This is a genomic window from Gilliamella sp. B3367 (genome assembly GCF_026536825.1).
Classification (GTDB): Bacteria; Pseudomonadota; Gammaproteobacteria; order Enterobacterales; family Orbaceae; genus Gilliamella; species Gilliamella apicola_E.
Map to the genome: position 1 here is coordinate 68448 of NZ_JAFNNJ010000007.1, position 21674 is coordinate 90121.

A 21674-nucleotide genomic window follows, 5' to 3' on the forward strand; every position below is an offset into this window, starting at 1 on the left:
ATTCTACACTCTTCATTAATCTAAATTAACTGTAGGTAGAATCTTATTATTAATAAATGCTTATTTTAACAATGATAAACAATAGTACTTAACTTAATATTTTGTATACAGTATTTCATTATTTTATTTATGTTATTTTTGTTATTATTTTATGTGAAATCCGTATATACAACATCAATACATTTTTAGAGGTAATATTACATTCAAAACACTTATATACTTTTTGAACACCACTAAACATACAATTATTGATATTATTTCAATGATGAGTTTGCAAATTTCTACAATTTAACAAACCACTAAATCTTTATATGATTGTTTAAAATAAACATATTAATTAATTATAATAATTCTACTTACGCTATTTTATTTTGACAAACTGTAATGTCTAACGCCATTGCTGCATTACAAGGATAAATTATCCTTGTCTATTATTCACGTTTCAGCAGAGGATAGCAAGTAAATTAAAGTGATTATTTTATAAACAATTAAGTATTAATTTTAAACGCTCAATAAAATAGGCTAAAAGTATAATAAAATGCAGCATTAGTCGCTAGTTTTCTAAATTTGATTTTGTCTAAATTTTCTACATCATTACTGATAGTTTTATGACCTATTTTAGTAATTTACAAACCTAACATTAACACAGGTGCATATCCTAATTTTATCCGTATAATATAATTTAGATTTGCTTACAAAATGAACGAATATTTATCTATGGAATTACCTGAAAAAATTGCCTTAACTGATTTTACCCATCGTTGGATTGCTCAATTTGATGGTGCACCCAAAAGTGAAGAGTTACATTCATTACCTTCTCCTTGTATTATAAAAACCGAAAATCTTACTGTTTATTGGCAGCCTTATTTACTTATTCCACCAAGAAATTTAACCATCGTTGAACAAATAATTAATATAAAAATACATCAAAGCGCTCATATTTATTATGGCACACAATATGCGGCTAATATGGCTGCAAAGTTTGCCGATATTGATGTAATTTTACTTCAACCATGGAGTGATGACGACTTCTCTAATTTAGAGCAGAATTTAATTGCGCATTTATCACAGCAAAAAAAATTAAAACGCCATCCGACTCTTTTTATTGGCTCAACTAATAAGGACACTGAAATTATTGCAATAAATAATTTAACTGCTGAAATTGTTAAAGAAGATTTAATAACAGGACAATTAATCACATTGGCACCTGATTTAAAATCATTTCTTGAAAAACTTGAAATTGAAAGTTAACAATTTGTATTTGAAAACACCAATAGTGGTAAAATTATTGCTTCGAAGCCTGATTGTTAACGAAATTGTAACTTGCCAAACAATGTGTATATAATGCATTGAAGCTCAAAAAAAGAAATAGGTATATTATGTTTGAATATTTATTAGCAGCGCCTGCAGATCCCATTTTAGGTTTAGCGGATCTTTATAACAAGGACGAACGCACTAACAAAATCAATTTAAGTGTTGGTGTTTATAAAGACGAGACGACCAAAACACCTATTTTAGAAAGTGTAAAAAAAGCTGAGCATCTGATTTTAAATGATGAAATCACAAAAAGTTATTTACCAATTGATGGTCTTAACTCATTTAATAATGCTACCCAAATTCTACTATTTGGTACTGAAAATCAACTAGCTAGAACAGCTCAAGCACCTGGAGGCACTGGTGCATTACGAATTATGGCTGATTTTTTATCTCGACGTACCAAAGTAAAACGAGTATGGATAAGTAATCCATCTTGGCCCAATCATCGTAGCGTATTTCAAACCGCAGGTTTAGAAGTTCGTGAATATCGTTACTACAATCCATTAACGCGAGACCTAGATTTTGATGGTTTAATGACTGATTTAAGTCAAGTTGTCGCTGGTGATGCGGTACTATTTCATGGCTGCTGCCACAACCCAACTGGTATCGATCCAACGCCTGAACAATGGCAAGCTATTTCGGAATTAGCGTTAAAAAACGGTTGGTTACCACTATTCGACTTAGCTTATCAAGGATTTGGACAAGGAATAGAAGAAGATGTATATGGACTTAGACTATTTGCCAATAACCAACCAGAACTCCTAATTGCTAGTTCTTACTCAAAAAACTTTGGACTTTATAATGAACGTGTTGGGGCGTTTACTTTAATTGCTGCTGATAGCGAAATTGCCGATCGAGCATTTAGTCAAGTAAAAACTATTATTAGAGCCAATTACTCTAATCCACCAGCACATGGCGCCAAAATTGTCTCTTATATTTTAAATAATGATGAGCTAAAAGAAGAGTGGATTGACGAATTAACCAGTATGCGCCAACGCATTCATCGTATGCGACAGTTATTTGTAAAAACACTACAAGATAAAAGTGCTAACCAAGACTTCAGCTTTATTGCTAAACAAAATGGTATGTTCTCATTTAGTGGTTTAAGTGAAGAACAGGTAATAAAATTGCGTGATGAGTATGGCATCTATATGGTCAATTCAGGTCGTATCAATGTTGCGGGAATGACTATTGATAATATGTCTAGACTTTGTGAATCAATAGTTGAAGTGTTATAAAAATATTATTAGCAAAATTTTGGACGATTTAATTTGTAGTTGTAAGGGCTGTATCATGATATATAGGCATTTTTTATTTAAAGCATCAAGGATTGTAAAATGATTAGTAAAGATTTACGCTCAGTTTTAAATGCGGGTTCGATAATTATTGGTTTAATTAACGCAAAATTTTTTTATTTTTTTATCTCTCTAATTATATTATTCGTTAATCTCTTTGTTAGTTCAAATATACTAAGGAATATCGGTTATCTTTTCTTTGTGATTTTTGTCGTGACTTTCATACTTAGTATTTATATAAATCTAAAAAACTCAAATAAAATAAAACTTTTAGCAAAAATTTTAAATATGAGTTGGACGCCTGATCTTACTATAGGAATAATAAATGCAACTTCTGTTATATATTATCCCAATAGTAAGACTTTTTATTTTGTGAATCCAGTTGCAAATATATATGCTAGCGTTCCTCATGATTTTTTCAGAAATGTTGAACTGGAAGTAACGACAAAAACGGTAGCTAAAACAGAGGGTAATAGAAATTCAGCAAAAACGCATTATAAAGAAAAAGAATATTATAGTTTAATACTTTTTACCAATGATTTTAATATGCCAAGAATTTCAATTCCGATAAAAAATGGCAATGATGCCAGAAACTGGAAAGCAAAATTAGAATTGCATATTGCACCATAGAACTAAGTATGACAGCAATATCGTCTATTCTATTGCTGTCAAGAATCATCATCAAAAACAGTGAATCATACTATTTACCGATTCATCAAGCAGTAGCCTGAATATTATCCGTGCTAAATTATTTTAATGCAAAGATAAATAAGTGTAACAAAATGAATTTAAACATACTGAGCTAACACAAATAATTATCGATTATCTTTTAATTATATAAAGTCTAATTCTTATTTTTATTCACTTTTATAAATCCCCACTTAAGTAGTCGTCTGATAGCAAATATATAAATTGATATGGAGTATCAACCCAAAATCCAATCAGTTCATCAATAATTGGCAATAATGGTTCGGTTGAAACCAAAATGAGCTAAAACTCAACGTTTTTATTCCATTTTGTTATATCAATAGACAAACTGATTATTAGACGATGATTGAATTATTATGAATAATTATTAAACAGAGTAGAGAATAATTATTGAGGGTGATTTAGTGGCATCACACGTTATAGATTTTTTGATTTTAGGTAATAATTTTGGCACGAGTGAAATGCGCGCCATTTGGTCAGAACAACATCGTTTAGAAAAACAAATACAAGTTGAGGTTGCCCTAGCGCAAGCACAAGGTGAACTAGGTGTGATTCCACGCGAGGTTGCCGATGCAATTATTGAAAAAGCCGATGCCTCTCAACTATCTATTGAACAAATAGCCGATGAAGCAGCTAAAGCCAAACACTCCTTAATGTCAACCATTAATGCACTGCAAAAACAAGTGGGTGAAGCGGGTCAATTTATTCATTATGGTGCAACGACCCAAGATATTGTTGATACGGCGACAGTCTTACAACTAAAACAATCATTTGCAATAATTGAACGTGATACCAAACTGATCGCAAATGAACTCAAACGGTTAGCAAAAAAATATCAATTTTTACCGATGGTAGGTCGCACCCATGGTATGCAAGCATTACCGACGACATTTGGTTTTAAATTAGCGGTTTGGTTAGACGAGTTTGTTCGTCATTTACAACGTTTATCTGAAATAAAACAAAGAGTTTTAGTCGGCAATATTAGCGGAGCTATTTGCACTTATGCATCAATGGGTGAATTGGGTCCACAAGTGGAAAATCGTGCATTAACTTCACTTGGACTAAATACACCCAATATTGGTTGGCAATCTGCACGAGATCGTTTTTCTGAATACGCATCAGTTATTGCTCTTATTAGCGGTTCGCTTGGCAAAATTGGTAACGAATTTTACAACCTTATGCGAACGGAAATTAATGAAGTGGAAGAACCCTTTTCAGATGGTAAAATTGGCTCAACTACCATGCCACATAAGCGTAATCCAGCCGCCTTAGAAGGTTTAGCTAGTCTTACCGCACCTCTATTAAAAAGTGTAGCACTTATTCATGAATCAATGAAAGTTGAACATGAACGAGATGCCATGAGCTGGCGGGCAGAATGGATTGCCCTGCCAGAAATTAATCTTTATATTTCAGCACAACTTCAAACCGCTTTAGCTGTTTTAAAAGGACTAAAAGTCAATGCTGATCAAATGTTAGCTAATTTAAAAAAACAAAATGGCTTACTGTTATCAGAAAAAATAATGTTCGAAATTGGCAAGCGATTAGGAAAACAAACTGCTCACCATTTAATTTATGAAAATGCTATGCAAGCATTTGAACAAAACCGGCCATTTAAATCACTCCTATTGGATGATCCACGTTTAAGTGAACAATTTACCGAGTCTGAACTTGATAATTGGTTAAATCCAATTAATTATCTGGGGTCTGCACCACAAAAAGTCGACCAAGTAATCAAATATGCGGAGCAAAGCGGAGTATTATTATGAATTTTCGCTTAATCAGCTGTTCCGATATTCCAGCATATCAACAATTATTGCACCGAGCATATCAAGCTACGTCACAGTTAGGCATTCATTTTGCAGCAGCTACTGTCGAACCTGAAGAAATAATTCATCATATTGATTCGAATGCAGTTTATATAATAGAAAAGGACAATAAATTAATATCAACCTTAAGCATACGTTTTCCATGGGGAAATAACCCAGGACCTTATGGATTACCACATTTAGGCTGGTTTGCAACAGATCCAATTTATAAAGGAAAAGGCTATGGTAATGCTTTATGGGATTGGGTTGAAAAAGAAGTTTTAATTAACCAACTTAAGCTTCCCGCCGTAACTTTAGGTACAGCAGCCAATCATCCATGGCTAGCCAATATATATCGCAAAAAAGGATATCAACAAATAGGGCAAGTAAATTTAACCAGTGATCATACTACCCTTTATTTTGAAAAAATATTAAATCACAAAAACTATTCCGAATGGAAAAAGAGGAGTCATCAATAATGAAAAAAATAATAACATGGTTTTCTGCTATTTTATTAATTACCCTGAGTGGTTGTGATAATCAATCAAACAATCAGGCGGCGGAACAAAACATTATAAAAGTAGGCTCAACCGGTCAAAGTTACCCGAATGGTTATAAACAAGATGGAAAGTTAGTTGGATTTGATGTCGAAGTCACAGAAGCAATTGCCAATGAGTTAGGTTTTAAAGTTGAATGGGTAATTGCTGAATTTGGTGGATTAATGGGCCAATTTGACTCAGGTCGTTTAGATACGGTAGCAAATGCAGTGGCAGTTACACCAACTCGTCAAGCTAAATATGATTTTTCTCAGCCGTATAGTTTTTATGGTAGTCAAATTGTTACACACAAAGATAATAACAATATTAATCAGTTAACTGATTTTAATGGTAAAACTATTGCAGGGGTACTTGGTTCAAACCATATTAATAATCTTAAAAAAGCATTTCCTAATAACGAAATTACGATCAAAACCTATGAAACTCGAGATGGAGCAATGCATGATACAGAATTTCAAAGAGTCGATGGTTATGTCAATTCAAAACCAATTTTATTGGCAGAAATTAAACGAAAAAATCTACCATTCAAATTAGTGGGCGAACCAATTACTATTGAACAAGTTGCCTTCCCATTTAGTAAGGATGAAAAAGGTAAAGCTTTACGAGAAAAATTTAACCAAGCCATCGAAAAATTACGTGTTAATGGAACATTGAAAAATCTTTCAATTAAATATTTTGGTGAAGATATTACCTCATGAATTTTAATATAAACTATTTCTTTAGTGTATTCCCGCAGATATTACCTTATCTGCCAGTTACACTTTTTATTGCCATTATATCATTTGTGTTTGCCACTATATTAGGGCTTGCTATTGCTTTGATTAGAAACAATAAAATTATTGTAATTGATTCTTTTTTGGCGCTGTTTATTTCTTTATTTCGTGGAATTCCATCTGTCGTTTTACTGTTTATTATTTACTATGGCCTACCACAAATATTTCCAATTATGAAACAGGTAGGCGCAACCACGGCGGCTATTATCTGTTTTAGTTTAAAATATTCAGCTTATTTAGCCGAGATATTTCGTGCTGGCTTAACTTCGGTTGATCTTGGACAAAAAGAAGCAGGATTAACCTCAGGATTAAGTACAATTCAGGTTTATCGAGGAATTATATTACCTCAAGCGATGATTAATGCTTTACCGAATGCGGGGAATATGTTTATTTCACTACTCAAAGACTCTTCTGTAGCATTTTTTGTCGGGGTACAAGAATTATTAGCAGCAGGAAAAATGTTAACTGCTAATTCTTTTCTCTATTTTGAAACTTACTTAGCCGTCGGTATTGTTTACTGGCTAACTGTTGTCGCCTATTCATGGTTACAAAAGCAGTTAGAACGTAAACTAACTAAACCATATCATCGTTAAGGAGAGTATGATGATTAGTGTATCTCATTTATCAAAACGATTTGGAAATAATGAAGTTTTAAAAGAAATAAATCTTAATATCAAAGAAGGTGAAGTAGTTGCCATTATTGGACCTTCCGGATCGGGAAAATCAACCTTATTGCGTTGTCTTAATTTACTTGAAAAACCTAATACAGGAACGATTCGTATTGATAAAGTAATACTCAATAGTGAACATTACAACCATAAGCAAGAGACCAATTTACGCAAACAATCAGCAATGGTTTTTCAACACTACAATTTATTTAGAAATAAAACAGCTTTAGAAAACATTACTTATCCATTAATTGTTGCACAGAAAATGAAGAAAAGTGAGGCACAACAGTACGGAATATCATTGTTAGAGCGAGTTGGAATGTTAGCTTATGCTGATCAATATCCTGTAACATTATCGGGAGGGCAACAACAACGTGTTGCAATTGCTAGGGCATTAGCTGTAAGACCAAAAGTATTATTATTTGATGAACCAACTTCTGCGTTAGATCCTGAGAGAGTTCATGAAGTTTTACAAGTGATGCTGAAACTAGCCAAAGAAAAGATAACTATGCTAATCGTAACCCATGAAATGGAGTTTGCAAAGTATGTGGCCGACCGCATCATCTTTATGGCTAATGGTATTATTGTTGAGGAAGGGCCAGCAAAATCATTAATTGATAACCCACAACACGAGTTAACTCAACGCTTTTTACGGCAACTCAATGATGATATTGATTTTGAAATTTAAGCTTATATTTATAAAATAATTAACTGTTTATAGTAGATATCAAAGCATTTTCCAATGCGATATGAGTAATTGTTTAATATCCATACCATTGGCTAGAGCATAGATATCAGACAATAATTGTTGTGCTTTAATTTCATTTTGCAATGCTCCAAATAACTTAGCGGCCAATTCTTGTTGGCTATAAGGATTTTTAGGTGATCCTTTAGGAATATCCAGTCGTTGGCTAATTTTTTGTCCATCATTTAATACTATTTCAATAACGACATAGCGCTTATTATATGCATCAGGATGAGGGGTTAATTGTATATCATAACTACGCTGCATTTTTTGGATTAATTGTAGGATATTGTCAGCTATTGGCTTTGAAGCAAATTGTTCAAAATCGATAGGTATACCGAGTAAAATCAATGCCAAAATATATTCTGCTGAAAAACGTCCTTGCTCAGCTAATAATGGCTTTTTATAGATCAGTGCTGCATCACTATTAATTGGAGCAAAGAAAAGAGTAATATAATCAATATTATCTACATTAAACTTAGGATGCTTATAAATTAACTTACCCGCATCAGCAATATATGAAGCGGCAGAACAATATGAATAAGTCTTAAACCATAACCCTGGTTCAACAATCTTCCATGGCTTAGCCCAGACAGTTAAATCTAAATTATCATTGCCTTGTCCATATATTGATAAAAAACCGAGGTTATCATCAAGAAAATCCTTATCTGCTGAAATCCCAGCTCTTAACCATTCAACCGATTGTATAGCATGTTGTGCAGCCAATCCCGCATGCAAAAATTTTATTGGTGTCCCCATCATTAATCGCAGACCTGACGCTTGCGTCGCAGCTAAAGTTAATGCTTGAACAAGAAATGGTTCATCATATAAATAACAAATAGCAGCCGTTGCGGCAATACCACCTAAAGTGATTGTTGTATGCCAACCTTTTTCATAATGTTCAGGATTGACACATCGTCCCAATAAGGCCATAACTTCAATACCTATTACATAGGCAGTTAAAAAACGACGACCATCTAAACGCGTTAATGAATCATCTAAGCGGATACTAGAAAATAAGGCTGATAAGATAACCGCTGATGGATGACCACGTACATCAATATGTACATCATCATAATCTAAACAATGTGCTTGAAAACCATTAAATAATGCTGCTTGCCGACTGGTTGCTAACTTTTTTTGACCAATAAGCCAAGCTCGATTGTTGCCACCTTCATCATTTATCCAAGCCAGTAATTGCTGAACATTAGTTTCATTAGATGCCTGTAAGCTACTCGCAAAATAATCAATAACACCATTAATTGCACATTCAAGGACTGATTGTTGCTCAATAATTGGCGTATTTTTTATTAACAAACTCAATTGTTGACCTAGATGCATTCTAAACTCTCATACAAATCTCAATAAATATTGAGCAAATAGTGGATGCTACATATGCGTTCAAAAGATTATATCGCTATATCTTAATAACTAGAAATAATCATTATTTAGCAATCTAGCTTGATAACACTTTATATGTGCTAAAATATCTCTACGCTTAAACATCACGAAAAAATACATCCAATTATGTCAATATGTTATATTGCCTTAGGCAGTAATCTTAACGATCCACTAGCTCAAGCTAATCAAGCTATTGCAGCCCTAAAACAATTACCCTATACCGTAGTTACTGACATTTCACCATTTTATCGCAGTAAACCGCTCGGTCCACAAGATCAAAATGATTACCTCAATGCAGTTATAAAGTTAACCACCTCACTTAAACCTATAGCTTTATTAGATGGACTACAAGCAATAGAAAAATCACAAGGTCGGGTACGCAAAGATAATCGATGGGGAGCAAGGACATTAGACTTAGATATATTATTATACGATGACTTAATAATAGACAACGATAGACTAACAATTCCTCATTATCATATGAAAAATAGAGAATTTGTACTCTATCCTTTATTTGATATTTCACCAGAACTCATCTTACCTGATAACGATAAGCTGTTTGATTTAATTAAAAAATGTCCTTTGAATAATTTAAAAAAATGGGATGAATAATTAATCTTATTAATAACATATAGTTGTAATATTCTGCACTTTTAGCACAAAAAAAATAGTAAAAAAAATTTGCCAAAGGCTAATTTATTGCTATAGTTTAGCGCTTGAAAATAATGTGTATTTAAGGGGATTGCTGTGAAAAAGGAACAAAAAGTAAATACATCTTCTCTTAGTCTGCTATCAATTGCTGGGCTTGAGCCTTATAAAGAGGCGAAAGGTGAGGAGTATATGAATCCTAAGCAATTGAAACATTTTAAACTAATCTTAGAAGCGTGGCTTTCACAATTACAAGGTGAAATGGGTAAAACTGTCTCTCATATGCAAGATGAGGCTGCTAATTTCCCAGATCCAGCCGACCGCGCAACTCAAGAAGAAGAGTTCAGTTTAGAACTAAGAGCGCGTGATAGAGAACGCAAACTTATCAAAAAAATTGAAAAAACATTAAAGAAAATTGAAACCGATGATTTTGGCTATTGTGAATCATGTGGTGTTGAAATTGGTATCCGTCGTTTAGAAGCAAGACCTACCGCTGATTTATGTATCGATTGTAAAACATTAGCTGAACTTCGTGAAAAACAAATGGGTATGTGATTCTCATTTAATTATTCTTTCTATCCTATACGCCCATGCAATATATTGGTCGTTTTGCTCCGTCACCTTCTGGACCATTACATTTTGGTTCGTTGGTGACAGCTCTCGGTAGCTACTTACAAGCCAAGGCCAGCAATGGTAAATGGCTTGTTCGTATTGAAGATATTGATCCTCCAAGGGAAGTCAAAGGCGCATCATCTTTAATATTAAAAACATTAGAAGCTTTTAATCTCTATTGGGATGATCAAGTTTTATATCAGTCTAACTGTAGTGAACGTTATCGATCAGTGTTAGCATCATTAATTTCTGAGCAAAAAGCTTACTATTGTGATTGTACCAGACAACGGATCCATAGCCTTAAAAACAATATTTATGATGGATTTTGTCGTGAGCGACATTTAACATTAAATAACGTTGCTATTCGTTTAAAGCAGAATCATCCGATTTTCTCTTTTGATGATAAAATTCGAGGTCAACAAAGCATTGATCATATCAATGCACTAGAAGATTTTATTATTCATCGAAAAGATGGATTATTTGCTTATAATCTAGTTGTTGTATTAGATGATAATTATCAAGGAATAACCGAAATTGTTCGTGGTGCAGATCTATTACCTGTGACCGCTAAACAGATTTCACTTTATCAATTATTTAATTTTACAATCCCAAATTACTGCCACTTACCATTAGCTTTAGATAGTCATGGTCATAAACTCTCGAAGCAAAATCATGCCTCTCCAATTGATATAAAAAAAACCAAATTATTAACGGTGCAAGCATTACAATTTTTAGGTCAACAAATACCCGAAAATTGGCAAGATGCCACACAGAAAGCGTTATTAGATTGGGCGATATCACACTGGGACATTAATCATATTCCCAAACAAGACTGTATGTTAACCACCAATATAAGATAAATTAGGTGTGATACCTAAATGGTGGGTATGTAATAAATGTTTTTCAGGTTTTATTAATAGTGAAGATAAAATTCTAGCTTTAAGTTGCGCTTTTTGCTCAGAGCTTTGTAGTAAATCCCGTAAATCAACCGCTGCATCACCAAACAAGCAATAATGTAATTTACCGATCGACGAGACACGTAATCGATTGCAACTTTTACAAAAATCCTTTGAATACGGCATAATCAGACCAATCTTACCTCGATAATCACTATGCGCATAAACTTTAGCAGGTCCAGAGAACGCCTCTTTTGACTGTAATTGCCAACCTTGTTCAATAAGTTGTGATTCCATCACATGACCAGCTAAATGATAACGATTAAATAATTCACGGCTTTCTGTTGTTTCCATCAATTCTATAAAACGTAACTCAACTGAACGATCTTTAATCCAAGTTAAATAATCAGCCAGATGGTCGTTCATATTTTTCATCAAAACGGTATTAATTTTAACTTTCCTAATACCTACTTCTAATGATTTTTCAACGCCTTGAATCAGCTCACGTAATTTATCTTGGCCTGTTATTTGTTTAAAAATGTAAGGAGAAAAACTGTCAATACTAATATTAATAGCATTAAGTCCTGCTTGTTGCCAATAATGCACATTTTTTAATAACCGTGAACCATTGGTTGTGATAGCGAGTTGTTTGATGCTGGGATAAGCAGAAATTATTGACAAAATATCTATAAAGTCTCGACGCAAAGTCGGTTCACCGCCCGTTAGCCGAATTTTATGTACACCAAGTTCAGTAAACGTTGACACAACATTGTCAATTTCATTTAACGATAAAAAACGATGATCTTTATTAGGTCGATAACCATTAGGTAAACAGTATTGGCACTGAAAATTACACTGCTCGGTAATCGACAAGCGTAGATATTGAAATCGACGCTGAAAATTATCCATTAATTGCATATCACAAACACCTTATCCAAATCGGGAAGCATAGCCATTTCTGTGCTATACCGCGGCTAGTCCACCATATGAAACTCACTTAGGTGAAAAAGCTTCAGAGTTTGTTTAAGTCTAGCATAGACACTATTTATTGACTACGGACAATTATCACTATTCGATGATTGATTAGATGATTCAATTTCATCATTATTCCTTTCAGTATGAATAACGGTGATGTAATTAGGTATCGTCGGCGCACAGCGATAAAGATAGACCCACTGCATACCATTTTGTTCAATTTTTATGTAATGCTTAATTAATTTGTCACTTTCAGTATCGCTAGACGATTGTTGATTTTTATATTGATCAAGAAATTCTTTTATTATTTCCTCACCATCGGTTAATGGACCTTTATAATTTGCTATATAATTTGCACTTAACTGCTCTAATTTCTTTAAGAATAATGCTTGCTCTTTTTCAATATTAAACTGCTTAGGATTATGATAGCCTAAAGTGGTATAAATCCTGTCTGCGATCGGTGAACCTGTGTAGACTTGTTTTTTTTTGCGAGAAAATATATTTAAAGGGGGCAACAATATTATCCCAAAAATAAAGAGATACAATGTCGGCACCAATGAGATTTGCAAATAGAGCTGTATCAAGCCCCAAATACAACTTGAAATGCCGATCATCTCCAAGGCCTTTACAATCAGTGATTTGCGAGTTTTAGGATTTTCAACGCTCGCTTCTGTACCCTCTATAACATAAGGATGCATCCATATTATATGATCAGCAGGTCGACGTAGCGCATAGGCAAAATAGCTGCCGCCGTCAATTGGGTCAACCACAACCTCAACATAATCACCATCAGCAAAAGCGACACGACTACAAACCCCTTCAATTAGATTATCACCTAATTTAAATCGGTAATATTGTTCAATATTTGGCGTATCGCCCTTGCCGGATGAATCCTGTGCAGCAATCATTTGATTGATTTTATACACCACAGCGAGATTACCGATTGAGTTTAAATTAATATCAGCGCACCCAGCTAATTGACGGGCTTGAATAAAAGTCTCTCGTGATGGATAGACTGCTAAATCGGTGATATAACCAATGATAATTTGATAATGTTCAATGGAGGTTGTCGGGCAAGATTTCATAAAATTCCTTCTCTATTGCTCGTTGATGCTATCTAATCAATAGTTGGTAGTCAGTTAGGCAATGTTGGCTTTTTACAATAATACGCCTTTATATTGTGTTAACGGTTTAAATTCGGCGTCTGCGGATCATAAAATATGTCACTCGTACCTGCAAGATATAATTTTTAATAAGTAAATAAAAATCCTTTCTCATTGATAACTCACTAACCATAAAATTCGGGCTATTTAACATTTTAATTTTTTAATATTTTTTATTATAGAGTAATTATTATTCTGTCTCTAGAGATAATTTTTTATTCACCTAATTGGTTTATATTTAAGCTTATTTTCAGCTTTGCTTAGTATTCATTTTATTTCGGTATATAATGATTTCCTTGTCGATAAAACCGTCAAATGGAGGTTGTGATGATTACCCATATAAGCCCGTTAGGATCAATGGATTTACTTGCGCAGGCTGAAGTTGATATTTTAAAAAAATCAGCAAATAGCGAACTTTATCAATTATTTAGAAATTGCTCATTAGCTACCCTTAATGCTGGTAGTAAAACGGATAACACTAAAGAATTACTAGATAGATTTAAATCGTTCGAAATTAACGTTATCAGTAAAGAGCGTGGAGTTAAATTAGAGCTTATTGATGCACCTGAAAGTGCTTTTGTCGACAAATGCATTATTCGCTCCATACAAGCCAATCTGTTTGCGGTTTTACGTGATATTCTTTTTTTAAATGGCCAAATTACGGCAATTAAACACTTGGTACCTAACGAGAAGCTTGAAAAAGAGCACTCCTATTACATCACCAATCTTGTTTTTTCTATTCTGCGTAATGCCAATGCCCTACACGTTGGCGAAGAGCCTAATCTAATTGTTTGTTGGGGTGGACATTCAATTAACGAAAGTGAATATTATTATGCTCGTCAAGTTGGTATGCAACTTGGATTACGAGAACTTAATATCTGTACAGGCTGCGGTCCTGGAATAATGGAAGCACCAATGAAAGGCGCCGCTGTTGGTCATGCACAACAACGTATAAAAGATAGTCGCTTTATTGGTATGACTGAGCCATCGATAATTGCAGCCGAACCACCAAATGCATTAGTTAATGAACTTATCATTATGCCAGATATCGAAAAACGACTTGAAGCGTTTGTTCGAATGGCGCATGGTATAGTTATCTTTCCTGGCGGACCTGGTACTGCTGAAGAATTGCTTTATATTTTGGGGATAATGCTCAATCCTGCTAATAAAAATCAGACTTTACCAATTATTTTAACAGGTCCAAAAGAGTGTGAAGATTATTTTGACGCGATTGATCAATTTATTCGTAATACTTTAGGCGAAGAAGCGACTAAATTGTATGAAATTATCATTGATTCACCTGAACAAGTTGCTCGCATAATGAAACATGGGGTAAAACAGGTTAAATCATCACGGTTAGCAACTGGTGATGCTTATGGTTTTAACTGGTTACTCAAAATTGATGAAGCATTACAGCACCCATTTGAACCAACTCATGAAAACATGGCATCACTTAATCTACATAAAGATCAGCCAGTTGAATTATTAGCTGCTGATTTACGCCGTGCTTTTTCTGGAATTGTTGCTGGTAATGTTAAAGAGTTTGGTATGAAGCAAATTGCTGAACATGGTCGCTATAAATTGCAAGGTGATCCTGAAATCATGAAGCAATTAGATAATTTACTGCTTAGCTATGTAAAACAAGATCGCATGAAGCTTCCTGGCGGTAGTGCCTATCAACCTTGTTATGAAATTTGTTATTAATTAACTTTAATATTAGCCAGTTATACTTCGCCGATACAAAAATCGGCGGAGTATTTAGCAATATTTGAACACTCTAAAGATCACTTAAAATATCTAACGCTTCCGACACTTTCTTAACAGCAAAGATCTGCATATTTTCTGGCTTTTTCTTTGGCATATTGGCTATAGGCACTATTGCCTTTTTGAAACCATGTTTAGCGGCTTCAGAAATACGCTCTTGACCACTTGGTACTGGTCGTATTTCTCCTCCTAGACCTATTTCTCCAAAAATAACCACATCTTGTGGTAAAGGGCGATTTCGAAAACTGGATACCAATGCCGCAATCAATGCTAAATCGACACTAGTTTCAGTCACTTTTACCCCGCCAACAACGTTAACAAAAATATCCTGATCAGCCATTTGTAAACCACCATGGCGATGCAAAACCGCAAGTAAAAGTGCCAGCCGATTTTGATCAAGCCCGACAGTTACTCGCCTTGGATTGCCATATACAGAATGATCAACTAACGCTTGAATTTCAACCAGCAATGGGCGAGTACCTTCCCATAACACCATTACCGAACTGCCCGATAGCATCTCTTCACCACGACTTAAAAAGATTGCAGATGGATTACTGACTTCTTTCAATCCTTGTTCAGTCATAGCAAACACACCTAACTCATTGACTGCGCCAAAACGATTTTTATGGCTACGTAAAGTTCGAAATCGAGAGTCAGCATCACCATCAAGTAAAATTGAGCAATCAATACAGTGTTCAAGTACTTTAGGGCCAGCTAGTGAGCCATCTTTAGTCACATGGCCAACCATAATAATGGCTATGCCTTTGGTTTTCGCAAAACGCGTTAAATAAGCTGCAGTTTCACGAACTTGAGCCACACTACCTGGCGAAGATTGAATATCAGCAAGATGCATAACTTGAATTGAGTCAATAACCATTAACTTTGGCTGTGACTGCTCAGCAAGTAAACAGATCTGCTCAATACTGGTTTCAGACAACATATTAATATTATCCGTCGGTAAACCTAAACGATGTGCACGCATCGCTACTTGTTGTAATGATTCCTCACCAGTAACATAAAGCGTATTCATTTGTGCTGACAGTTTACTCATGGTTTGCAGTAGCAAAGTACTTTTTCCGGCACCGGGGTTACCACCAATTAAGATAGCACTACCTGGTACGACACCACCACCAAGCACACGGTCAAATTCAGAAAATCCAGTTGAAAATCTGGGTAAGGCTTCCAGACTAATTTCAGATAATTTTTGGATTTTAGTTTGTCCTGCACCACCCGCATAGCCGGTTAATCGGTCATTGCGTGATGAACTACTAGCTAACCTAACTTCAGTAATAGTATTCCATGCATGACAAGCGCTACATTGACCTTGCCAACGAGGATAGTCAGCACCACAATCATTACAGACATAAGCGCGCTTTACTGTTTTTGCCAAATTCTTCTCCTAGCCTTCACTTAATAAACTGGTAGATAAGATGCACCATAAACCGGTTAAATCAGCATAATTGATGCTGATTCTTGCTTTTTCAACGACTTTAGGCTTTCCATGATAAGCAACACCAAGCCCTGCAATTCTAATCATCATTAAATCATTTGCCCCATCACCAATCGCAACAGTTTGCTCAATAGGAATATCTAAAGAGGTGGCTAATTGTTGTAACATCCGCGCTTTATATTTAGCATCAACAATTTGCCCATTAACTTTACCTGTCAGCTTACCGTTTTTAATTTCTAATTCATTAGCGTGAGCATCAATTAGTTTTAACTTCTGTTTTAAATGATTTGCAAAATAAGTAAATCCACCCGAAACAATGGCAACATGCCAATTTTTTTTATGTAACTCTTTAACTAAATAAGTTAATCCTGGTGTTAATGGTAGACTCTCTTTTACTTGTTCTAAAATATCTTGCTGTGCGCCTTTTAATGTAGCAACTCGTTTACGTAAGCTGGTAGCAAAATCAAGTTCACCACGCATAGCAAGCTCAGTCACTGCAGCAACTTGTTCACCGACACCGTGTAATTTTGCTAGTTCATCAATACACTCAATACCAATTGCGGTCGAGTCCATATCCATGACTAATAAACCTGGGGAATGCAATGTGGGTAAATTATCAATTGGTGAAACATCAATACCTAATGTTAGCGAAATCGATTTGGCTTTTTTCGGCATTACGCCAGCAATACGTACTATTTGATAGGTTTTAATTTTCCAAGACGAAACCACAACCATTGGCATTGCAAGTTGTCTTTGAAATTTTGAAAGCAGTGTTTTATTTAACTTTTTCCCATAAATAATCCAACCCGTTTTACCCGCATTGTAATCCAATGGAACAACTTCACAACCATTTAAAGACAAAGGTAAACCTTGCCAATATTGAATATTTTCTGGGAGATCATTATAGGTTAATGTATAAGCCATATATCGAAAGTCTTAAAAATGTAAAACAGATTCGGAATTTACCATATCTACTAAAGATTGTCCAAGTAAGGATTATAAGAAGTTATTTCTTAAATTTTACGGCTCAAAAACCCCGTTCCTCAACTTTTTTTGCAAGAAATTTCATTGTTAATCAATAGTAATTAGCTTCAGTTTAGAAATGAAGAAAGAAGACTAAACAGATAGTCCCCACATACAAAGCTGTTCAAGTGCTGGGCCAATTTTTTCACCCAAAGGGGTTAATTTGTATAACACTTTAAGTGGTGGTTTTTCACCATATACACTACGAGTGATAAGTTCATCTTCCTCCAACTTTTTAAGCTGGATGCTCAGCGTCATATCAGTGATTTCAGGGATCACCACTTTTAACTCACTAAATCGTTTTTCACCAGAAAGCAAATAATAAAGGATAACACCTTTCCATTTTCCACCGATTAAATCCATAGCTAAACTTATTGGGCAATAATAGATTTTATTCTTATATCGTATTGATGATCGATGTTCACTGCTTTGCATACACATTCCTACTATCAAATTAGATAGATATTGCTGAAAAAATATTAATCACTAAACTAAAGAGAGTAACTAAATTTTTTATAGTATAAAAACAAAGGAACAATTATGCCATTAATTATTTTAGGTCACCCTAATATTGAACAATCAATTGCCAATAAAACGATTATTGAAACATTACAAGATAAAGTTAAGGATATTGAAATTCGTAATATTCACCAACTTTATCCAGATTACAAAATCAATGTACAAGAAGAACAAGCTGCTTTACTTAGACATGATCTTATCGTTCTACAATACCCTATGTATTGGTTCAACATGCCAGCAATACTAAAAATATGGTTTGATGAGGTATTAACCTATCAATTTGCTTATGGCTCGAAAGGCGATAAATTAAAAGATAAAAAGTTATTGCAAAGTTTAACTGTAGGACAAACAGAGCAAAATTTTCAAAAATATTCCCCTGAATTAATGAATCATTTACTTCAATCCGTTAAAACTTCAGCACTCTACACGCAAATGAAATACCTTTCCCCTGCCATTTTATATGGCGTGTCGCCTGTTATTGAGGGAGAAAAAACGACAATAAAAGCAAAAGCATTAAAGCATAGTCAGCAATTAGTTCAATTGATTGAAAATTACAGTAAGTAGCGCAATGTTAATACATTAATCATTTTTAAACAGAGCTGGCATTGTAAAAATGTATTAACTACTTTTTTTTAAAACAGCATAGAAAAAGCCATCGCCGCCGTGTATAGTTGGTAAAAATTGTTTCGTATCACCCACAAGTTGGGCATTGCTGTTTTCTTTAAAAAAACGCTCAATTTGCAATCTGTTTTCATCAGGTAGGATTGAACAGGTAGCATAGACTAAAGTGCCACCTGTTTTTAAATAAGACCAAATATTGGTTAAGATCCCACGTTGCAATTCAGTGAGTTGCGCAATATCACTATCTCGCCGTAACCACTTGATATCAGGATGGCGACGAATTACGCCTGTTGCCGAGCATGGTGCGTCAAGCAAAATTCGATCAAATTGTTTACCCAAGCACCATTTTTCAGGTGTAAGACCATCACCCACTTTAACTTCTGCTACTTGTTTTAGGCGAGCCAGATTTTCTTCAATACGTTTAGCACGACCTGCATCAACATCTACCGCTAATAAATTTACTTTAGGTGCAATTTCTAAGATATGGGTTGTTTTTCCACCTGGAGCGGCACACATATCCAAAATTTGCTCACCATTTTGGGGTTCTAACAAATATGCAGCATATTGAGCAGATAAGTCCTGTACGGTAACGGCTCCTTCAGCAAAATAAGGTAATTTAGTTACATTTACAGGCGATAATAACCTGATAGCACAAGGCAAATCAGCAAAAGCTTCTGATTCAATTTGCCGTTCAATTAACAATTGTTGATACTCACTAACAGAATAGTGATTAAGATTAACGCGTAACCACATTGGTGGTTTTTGGTTATTGGCAGAAATGATTGCTTGCCATTTCTCGGGGTAAGCTTGCTTAAGACGATTAACTAACCAACTTGGATGCAAAGTTTGAGGTGTTTTATCATCCTGTACAAATTTTCGTTGTAATGATTCTTGTTGGCGTAAAAATTCACGCAATACGCCATTTACTAATCCTTTGAGCGCTGATTTTTTTAAACCATTTACTGCATTAACTGTTTCACCTACAGCTGCATGTTCAGGTATTCTGGTATATAAAATTTGGTAAATACCCACTAACAATAAATAGTGTAGAACTCGATTTTTCCCGGTAAGAACTTTATTCATCAAAGTATGAATATAAAAATTAAGTTCAGGTAAAACACGCATCACACCAAAACAGATTTCTTGCATTAGCGCGCGATCTTTTTCTGCTACTTTATGGCTAAATAACGTTAAGGCCGTACTAAGCGATTGCCCCTCTTCAAGTACATTAAAAATCGCTTGAGCACAAATAGCTCGAATATTTGAGTGTGACTTTTTATTCATAACCAATAATGACCTTAACTCATCAATCTAAATATTTATAAAATTAATGATCCCACCCAACCAGCTATAAACAATGGAATATTAAAATGGGTAAAGGTTGGAATAACACTATCTCTTATATGATCATGCTGACCATCACTGTTTAAACCAGCAGACGTTGCTAAAATAGTATCTGAAGGAGGTGAACCTGCATCGCCAATCGCTCCTGACGCACCAATTAAACAAACGGTTGCTATTGGTGAAAAGCCCAACTGAACACATAAAGGAACATAGATAGCTGCAATAATTGGTACAGTAGAGAAAGATGAACCAATACCAAGTGTAATGATCAAGCCAACTAACATCATCATAAAAGATGCAACTACTTTATTCCCCGCAAATAATGAGGCACTATTAACAACTAATGGTTCTATTTCATGAGTCTGTTTTAATACTTCAGCAAAGCCTTGAGCTGATATCATCACAAAGCCGATCATCGCCATCATTTTGATACCATCGGTAAAGATTCCGTCTGCCTCACCCCATTTAATTGAGCCTGAAGCAATAAAGCAGATAAAGCCAATTAAAGCACCTAAAATCATCGATCCAGTATAAAGTTGGACAGTAAAAGAGAGAATAATTGCTAATAATGAGACGACAAGTGAACGAGTACTTACATTACTAAACTCTTCGGCATGGCTTTCTTCATGAATCAGTTTATATTGTCTCGGTTTACGATAACTAACGAAAATAGCCCAAAGTAGACCAACAAACATACCAAAAGCCGGAATAGCCATAGCATGCATAACATTAACATGGCTAACATCCATCCCCGATGAAATAATATTTTTTAATAAGATTTGATTTAAGAAAATATTACCGAATCCGACAGGTAAAAACATATATGGTGTAATCAAACCAAATGTCATGATACAAGCAATCATTCGTCTATCTAGTTGCAATCTCGACATCACATATAAAAGTGGCGGAATTAACAACGGTATAAAGGCGATATGAATTGGGATGATATTTTGTGAGGAAATACTAACTAACCCGATTATGATAATTAACAACCATTTAATTCGAGTCTTAGCATCATTAGTCGTTAACTGCTTAATGGCTTTGTCAGCTAACAATTCTGGTAATCCTGATTTTGAAATTGCTACTGCAAACGCACCAAGCATAGCATAAGAAAGCGCAATATTAGCCCCGTTGCTAATCCCAGTATTAAAAGCGTCAATTGTTTCTTTTAATGTTAAATGGCTACATAAACCACCGACAAAAGCACCAATGATTAAGCTAATCACCACATGAACACGGCAAAGCGAAAGGACTAACATTAAAATAACTGCAACAACCACTGCATTTACCGAGGAAAACAGCTCAAGAATAGTATTCATAAATAGATTCTTCGTAGCAAAATAAAGATAGTTATTCTAGGCGATAGATATATAAAGTGCAATTGTTAGTA

The 21674-nt window shown here is 34.6% G+C and carries 21 protein-coding genes and 1 riboswitch; of the genes, 13 read left to right on the plus strand and 8 right to left on the minus strand.

Annotated features, from left to right (window positions below; genetic code table 11):
- The first annotated feature begins 699 nt into the window (after positions 1 to 699).
- The 8 genes from syd to J3U23_RS10190 all read left to right on the plus strand — a co-directional run bounded on the left by syd (position 700) and on the right by J3U23_RS10190 (position 7811).
- Positions 700 to 1251, plus strand: coding sequence for a SecY-interacting protein (gene syd, locus J3U23_RS10155; RefSeq protein ID WP_267339179.1), 552 nt, complete (start codon positions 700 to 702; stop codon positions 1249 to 1251).
- A gap of 128 nt (positions 1252 to 1379) precedes the next feature.
- Complete coding sequence (locus tag J3U23_RS10160; protein WP_267339180.1) at positions 1380 to 2555, plus strand: amino acid aminotransferase; 1176 nt, start codon at positions 1380 to 1382, stop codon at positions 2553 to 2555.
- A 99-nt stretch (positions 2556 to 2654) separates the two neighbouring features.
- Entirely contained in the window at positions 2655 to 3242 is a 588-nt protein-coding gene (locus J3U23_RS10165; RefSeq protein WP_267339181.1) for a hypothetical protein, read from the plus strand.
- Between the two features lie 482 nt (positions 3243 to 3724).
- Positions 3725 to 5086, plus strand: coding sequence for an adenylosuccinate lyase (gene purB / locus J3U23_RS10170; protein WP_267332393.1), 1362 nt, complete (start codon positions 3725 to 3727; stop codon positions 5084 to 5086).
- Positions 5083 to 5604 carry a GNAT family N-acetyltransferase gene (locus J3U23_RS10175; protein WP_267330993.1) on the plus strand — a complete coding sequence of 174 codons (522 nt, stop codon included), beginning with the start codon at positions 5083 to 5085 and terminating at the stop codon, positions 5602 to 5604. Before purB ends, J3U23_RS10175 begins: the two co-directional genes overlap by 4 nt.
- Entirely contained in the window at positions 5604 to 6380 is a 777-nt protein-coding gene (locus J3U23_RS10180) for an amino acid ABC transporter substrate-binding protein (protein ID WP_141673889.1), read from the plus strand. Before J3U23_RS10175 ends, J3U23_RS10180 begins: the two co-directional genes overlap by 1 nt.
- Positions 6377 to 7048 (plus strand): amino acid ABC transporter permease, encoded by a 672-nt coding sequence (locus J3U23_RS10185; RefSeq protein WP_065735246.1) that lies wholly within the window; start codon positions 6377 to 6379, stop codon positions 7046 to 7048. Before J3U23_RS10180 ends, J3U23_RS10185 begins: the two co-directional genes overlap by 4 nt.
- 10 nt (positions 7049 to 7058) lie before the next feature.
- Positions 7059 to 7811, plus strand: a complete 753-nt coding sequence (locus J3U23_RS10190) for an amino acid ABC transporter ATP-binding protein (protein ID WP_065735247.1) — start codon at positions 7059 to 7061, stop codon at positions 7809 to 7811.
- Between the two features lie 39 nt (positions 7812 to 7850).
- On the opposite strand, the gene J3U23_RS10195 is transcribed toward J3U23_RS10190, so the two are convergent.
- On the minus strand, positions 7851 to 9209 hold the full coding sequence (locus tag J3U23_RS10195) for an MmgE/PrpD family protein (RefSeq protein WP_267339182.1): 1359 nt from the start codon (positions 9207 to 9209) through the stop codon (positions 7851 to 7853).
- Between the two features lie 186 nt (positions 9210 to 9395).
- Between J3U23_RS10195 and folK the strand changes: the two genes are divergently transcribed.
- The 3 genes from folK (at position 9396) to gluQRS (ending at position 11389) form a co-directional block, all read left to right on the plus strand.
- Complete coding sequence (gene folK / locus J3U23_RS10200) at positions 9396 to 9881, plus strand: 2-amino-4-hydroxy-6-hydroxymethyldihydropteridine diphosphokinase (RefSeq protein ID WP_267339183.1); 486 nt, start codon at positions 9396 to 9398, stop codon at positions 9879 to 9881.
- 135 nt (positions 9882 to 10016) lie between these two features.
- The gene (gene dksA / locus J3U23_RS10205) at positions 10017 to 10472 is read left to right on the plus strand and encodes an RNA polymerase-binding protein DksA (RefSeq protein WP_065561769.1); all 456 of its coding nucleotides are present in this window, start codon (positions 10017 to 10019) and stop codon (positions 10470 to 10472) included.
- A 35-nt stretch (positions 10473 to 10507) separates the two neighbouring features.
- A complete protein-coding gene (gene gluQRS / locus J3U23_RS10210) occupies positions 10508 to 11389 on the plus strand; it encodes a tRNA glutamyl-Q(34) synthetase GluQRS (RefSeq protein WP_065735249.1) in 882 nt (293 codons plus the stop codon).
- On the opposite strand, the gene moaA is transcribed toward gluQRS, so the two are convergent.
- On the minus strand, positions 11369 to 12343 hold the full coding sequence (gene moaA / locus J3U23_RS10215) for a GTP 3',8-cyclase MoaA (RefSeq protein WP_220225508.1): 975 nt from the start codon (positions 12341 to 12343) through the stop codon (positions 11369 to 11371). The genes gluQRS and moaA overlap by 21 nt on opposite strands.
- A riboswitch (molybdenum cofactor riboswitch) is annotated at positions 12336 to 12455 on the minus strand. Its footprint overlaps the gene before it by 8 nt.
- A 22-nt stretch (positions 12456 to 12477) precedes the next feature.
- On the minus strand, positions 12478 to 13485 hold the full coding sequence (locus tag J3U23_RS10220; protein ID WP_267339184.1) for a hypothetical protein: 1008 nt from the start codon (positions 13483 to 13485) through the stop codon (positions 12478 to 12480).
- Positions 13486 to 13890: 405 nt separating this feature from the next.
- Here J3U23_RS10220 and ppnN point away from each other — a divergent pair, with 405 nt between their 5' ends.
- Positions 13891 to 15267, plus strand: coding sequence for a nucleotide 5'-monophosphate nucleosidase PpnN (gene ppnN / locus J3U23_RS10225; protein WP_267339185.1), 1377 nt, complete (start codon positions 13891 to 13893; stop codon positions 15265 to 15267).
- Positions 15268 to 15340: 73 nt separating this feature from the next.
- On the opposite strand, the gene radA is transcribed toward ppnN, so the two are convergent.
- The 3 genes from radA to J3U23_RS10240 form a co-directional block, all read right to left on the minus strand.
- On the minus strand, positions 15341 to 16717 hold the full coding sequence (radA, locus tag J3U23_RS10230; protein ID WP_065735252.1) for a DNA repair protein RadA: 1377 nt from the start codon (positions 16715 to 16717) through the stop codon (positions 15341 to 15343).
- 9 nt (positions 16718 to 16726) lie between these two features.
- Positions 16727 to 17701: a phosphoserine phosphatase gene (gene serB / locus J3U23_RS10235; protein ID WP_065561764.1), complete on the minus strand. Its 975-nt coding sequence runs from the start codon at positions 17699 to 17701 to the stop codon at positions 16727 to 16729.
- 192 nt (positions 17702 to 17893) lie between these two features.
- Entirely contained in the window at positions 17894 to 18235 is a 342-nt protein-coding gene (locus tag J3U23_RS10240) for a winged helix-turn-helix transcriptional regulator (RefSeq protein ID WP_065735253.1), read from the minus strand.
- Positions 18236 to 18340: 105 nt separating this feature from the next.
- Here J3U23_RS10240 and J3U23_RS10245 point away from each other — a divergent pair, with 105 nt between their 5' ends.
- Positions 18341 to 18883 carry an NAD(P)H-dependent oxidoreductase gene (locus tag J3U23_RS10245; RefSeq protein WP_065735254.1) on the plus strand — a complete coding sequence of 181 codons (543 nt, stop codon included), beginning with the start codon at positions 18341 to 18343 and terminating at the stop codon, positions 18881 to 18883.
- Positions 18884 to 18937: 54 nt separating this feature from the next.
- On the opposite strand, the gene rsmB is transcribed toward J3U23_RS10245, so the two are convergent.
- Positions 18938 to 20224, minus strand: coding sequence for a 16S rRNA (cytosine(967)-C(5))-methyltransferase RsmB (gene rsmB / locus J3U23_RS10250; protein ID WP_267339186.1), 1287 nt, complete (start codon positions 20222 to 20224; stop codon positions 18938 to 18940).
- A gap of 35 nt (positions 20225 to 20259) precedes the next feature.
- Complete coding sequence (locus J3U23_RS10255) at positions 20260 to 21603, minus strand: Na+/H+ antiporter family protein (protein ID WP_065561762.1); 1344 nt, start codon at positions 21601 to 21603, stop codon at positions 20260 to 20262.
- Between the last annotated feature and the right edge of the window lie 71 nt (positions 21604 to 21674).

Bases quoted from the DNA above. Each gene is read 5' to 3' on its own strand.
- J3U23_RS10175 (WP_267330993.1), top strand. From the start codon at position 5,083: ATGAATTTTCGCTTAATCAGCTGTTCCGATATTCCAGCATATCAACAA.
- moaA (WP_220225508.1), bottom strand. From the start codon at position 12,343: ATGCAATTAATGGATAATTTTCAGCGTCGATTTCAATATCTACGCTTG.
- ppnN (WP_267339185.1), top strand. From the start codon at position 13,891: ATGATTACCCATATAAGCCCGTTAGGATCAATGGATTTACTTGCGCAG.
- serB (WP_065561764.1), bottom strand. From the start codon at position 17,701: ATGGCTTATACATTAACCTATAATGATCTCCCAGAAAATATTCAATAT.
- J3U23_RS10185 (WP_065735246.1), top strand. From the start codon at position 6,377: ATGAATTTTAATATAAACTATTTCTTTAGTGTATTCCCGCAGATATTA.
- J3U23_RS10195 (WP_267339182.1), bottom strand. From the start codon at position 9,209: ATGCATCTAGGTCAACAATTGAGTTTGTTAATAAAAAATACGCCAATT.
- J3U23_RS10245 (WP_065735254.1), top strand. From the start codon at position 18,341: ATGCCATTAATTATTTTAGGTCACCCTAATATTGAACAATCAATTGCC.
- J3U23_RS10190 (WP_065735247.1), top strand. From the start codon at position 7,059: ATGATTAGTGTATCTCATTTATCAAAACGATTTGGAAATAATGAAGTT.
- folK (WP_267339183.1), top strand. From the start codon at position 9,396: ATGTCAATATGTTATATTGCCTTAGGCAGTAATCTTAACGATCCACTA.
- J3U23_RS10240 (WP_065735253.1), bottom strand. From the start codon at position 18,235: ATGCAAAGCAGTGAACATCGATCATCAATACGATATAAGAATAAAATC.
- rsmB (WP_267339186.1), bottom strand. From the start codon at position 20,224: ATGAATAAAAAGTCACACTCAAATATTCGAGCTATTTGTGCTCAAGCG.
- J3U23_RS10160 (WP_267339180.1), top strand. From the start codon at position 1,380: ATGTTTGAATATTTATTAGCAGCGCCTGCAGATCCCATTTTAGGTTTA.
- gluQRS (WP_065735249.1), top strand. From the start codon at position 10,508: ATGCAATATATTGGTCGTTTTGCTCCGTCACCTTCTGGACCATTACAT.
- J3U23_RS10165 (WP_267339181.1), top strand. From the start codon at position 2,655: ATGATTAGTAAAGATTTACGCTCAGTTTTAAATGCGGGTTCGATAATT.
- syd (WP_267339179.1), top strand. From the start codon at position 700: ATGAACGAATATTTATCTATGGAATTACCTGAAAAAATTGCCTTAACT.
- J3U23_RS10255 (WP_065561762.1), bottom strand. From the start codon at position 21,603: ATGAATACTATTCTTGAGCTGTTTTCCTCGGTAAATGCAGTGGTTGTT.
- J3U23_RS10180 (WP_141673889.1), top strand. From the start codon at position 5,604: ATGAAAAAAATAATAACATGGTTTTCTGCTATTTTATTAATTACCCTG.
- J3U23_RS10220 (WP_267339184.1), bottom strand. From the start codon at position 13,485: ATGAAATCTTGCCCGACAACCTCCATTGAACATTATCAAATTATCATT.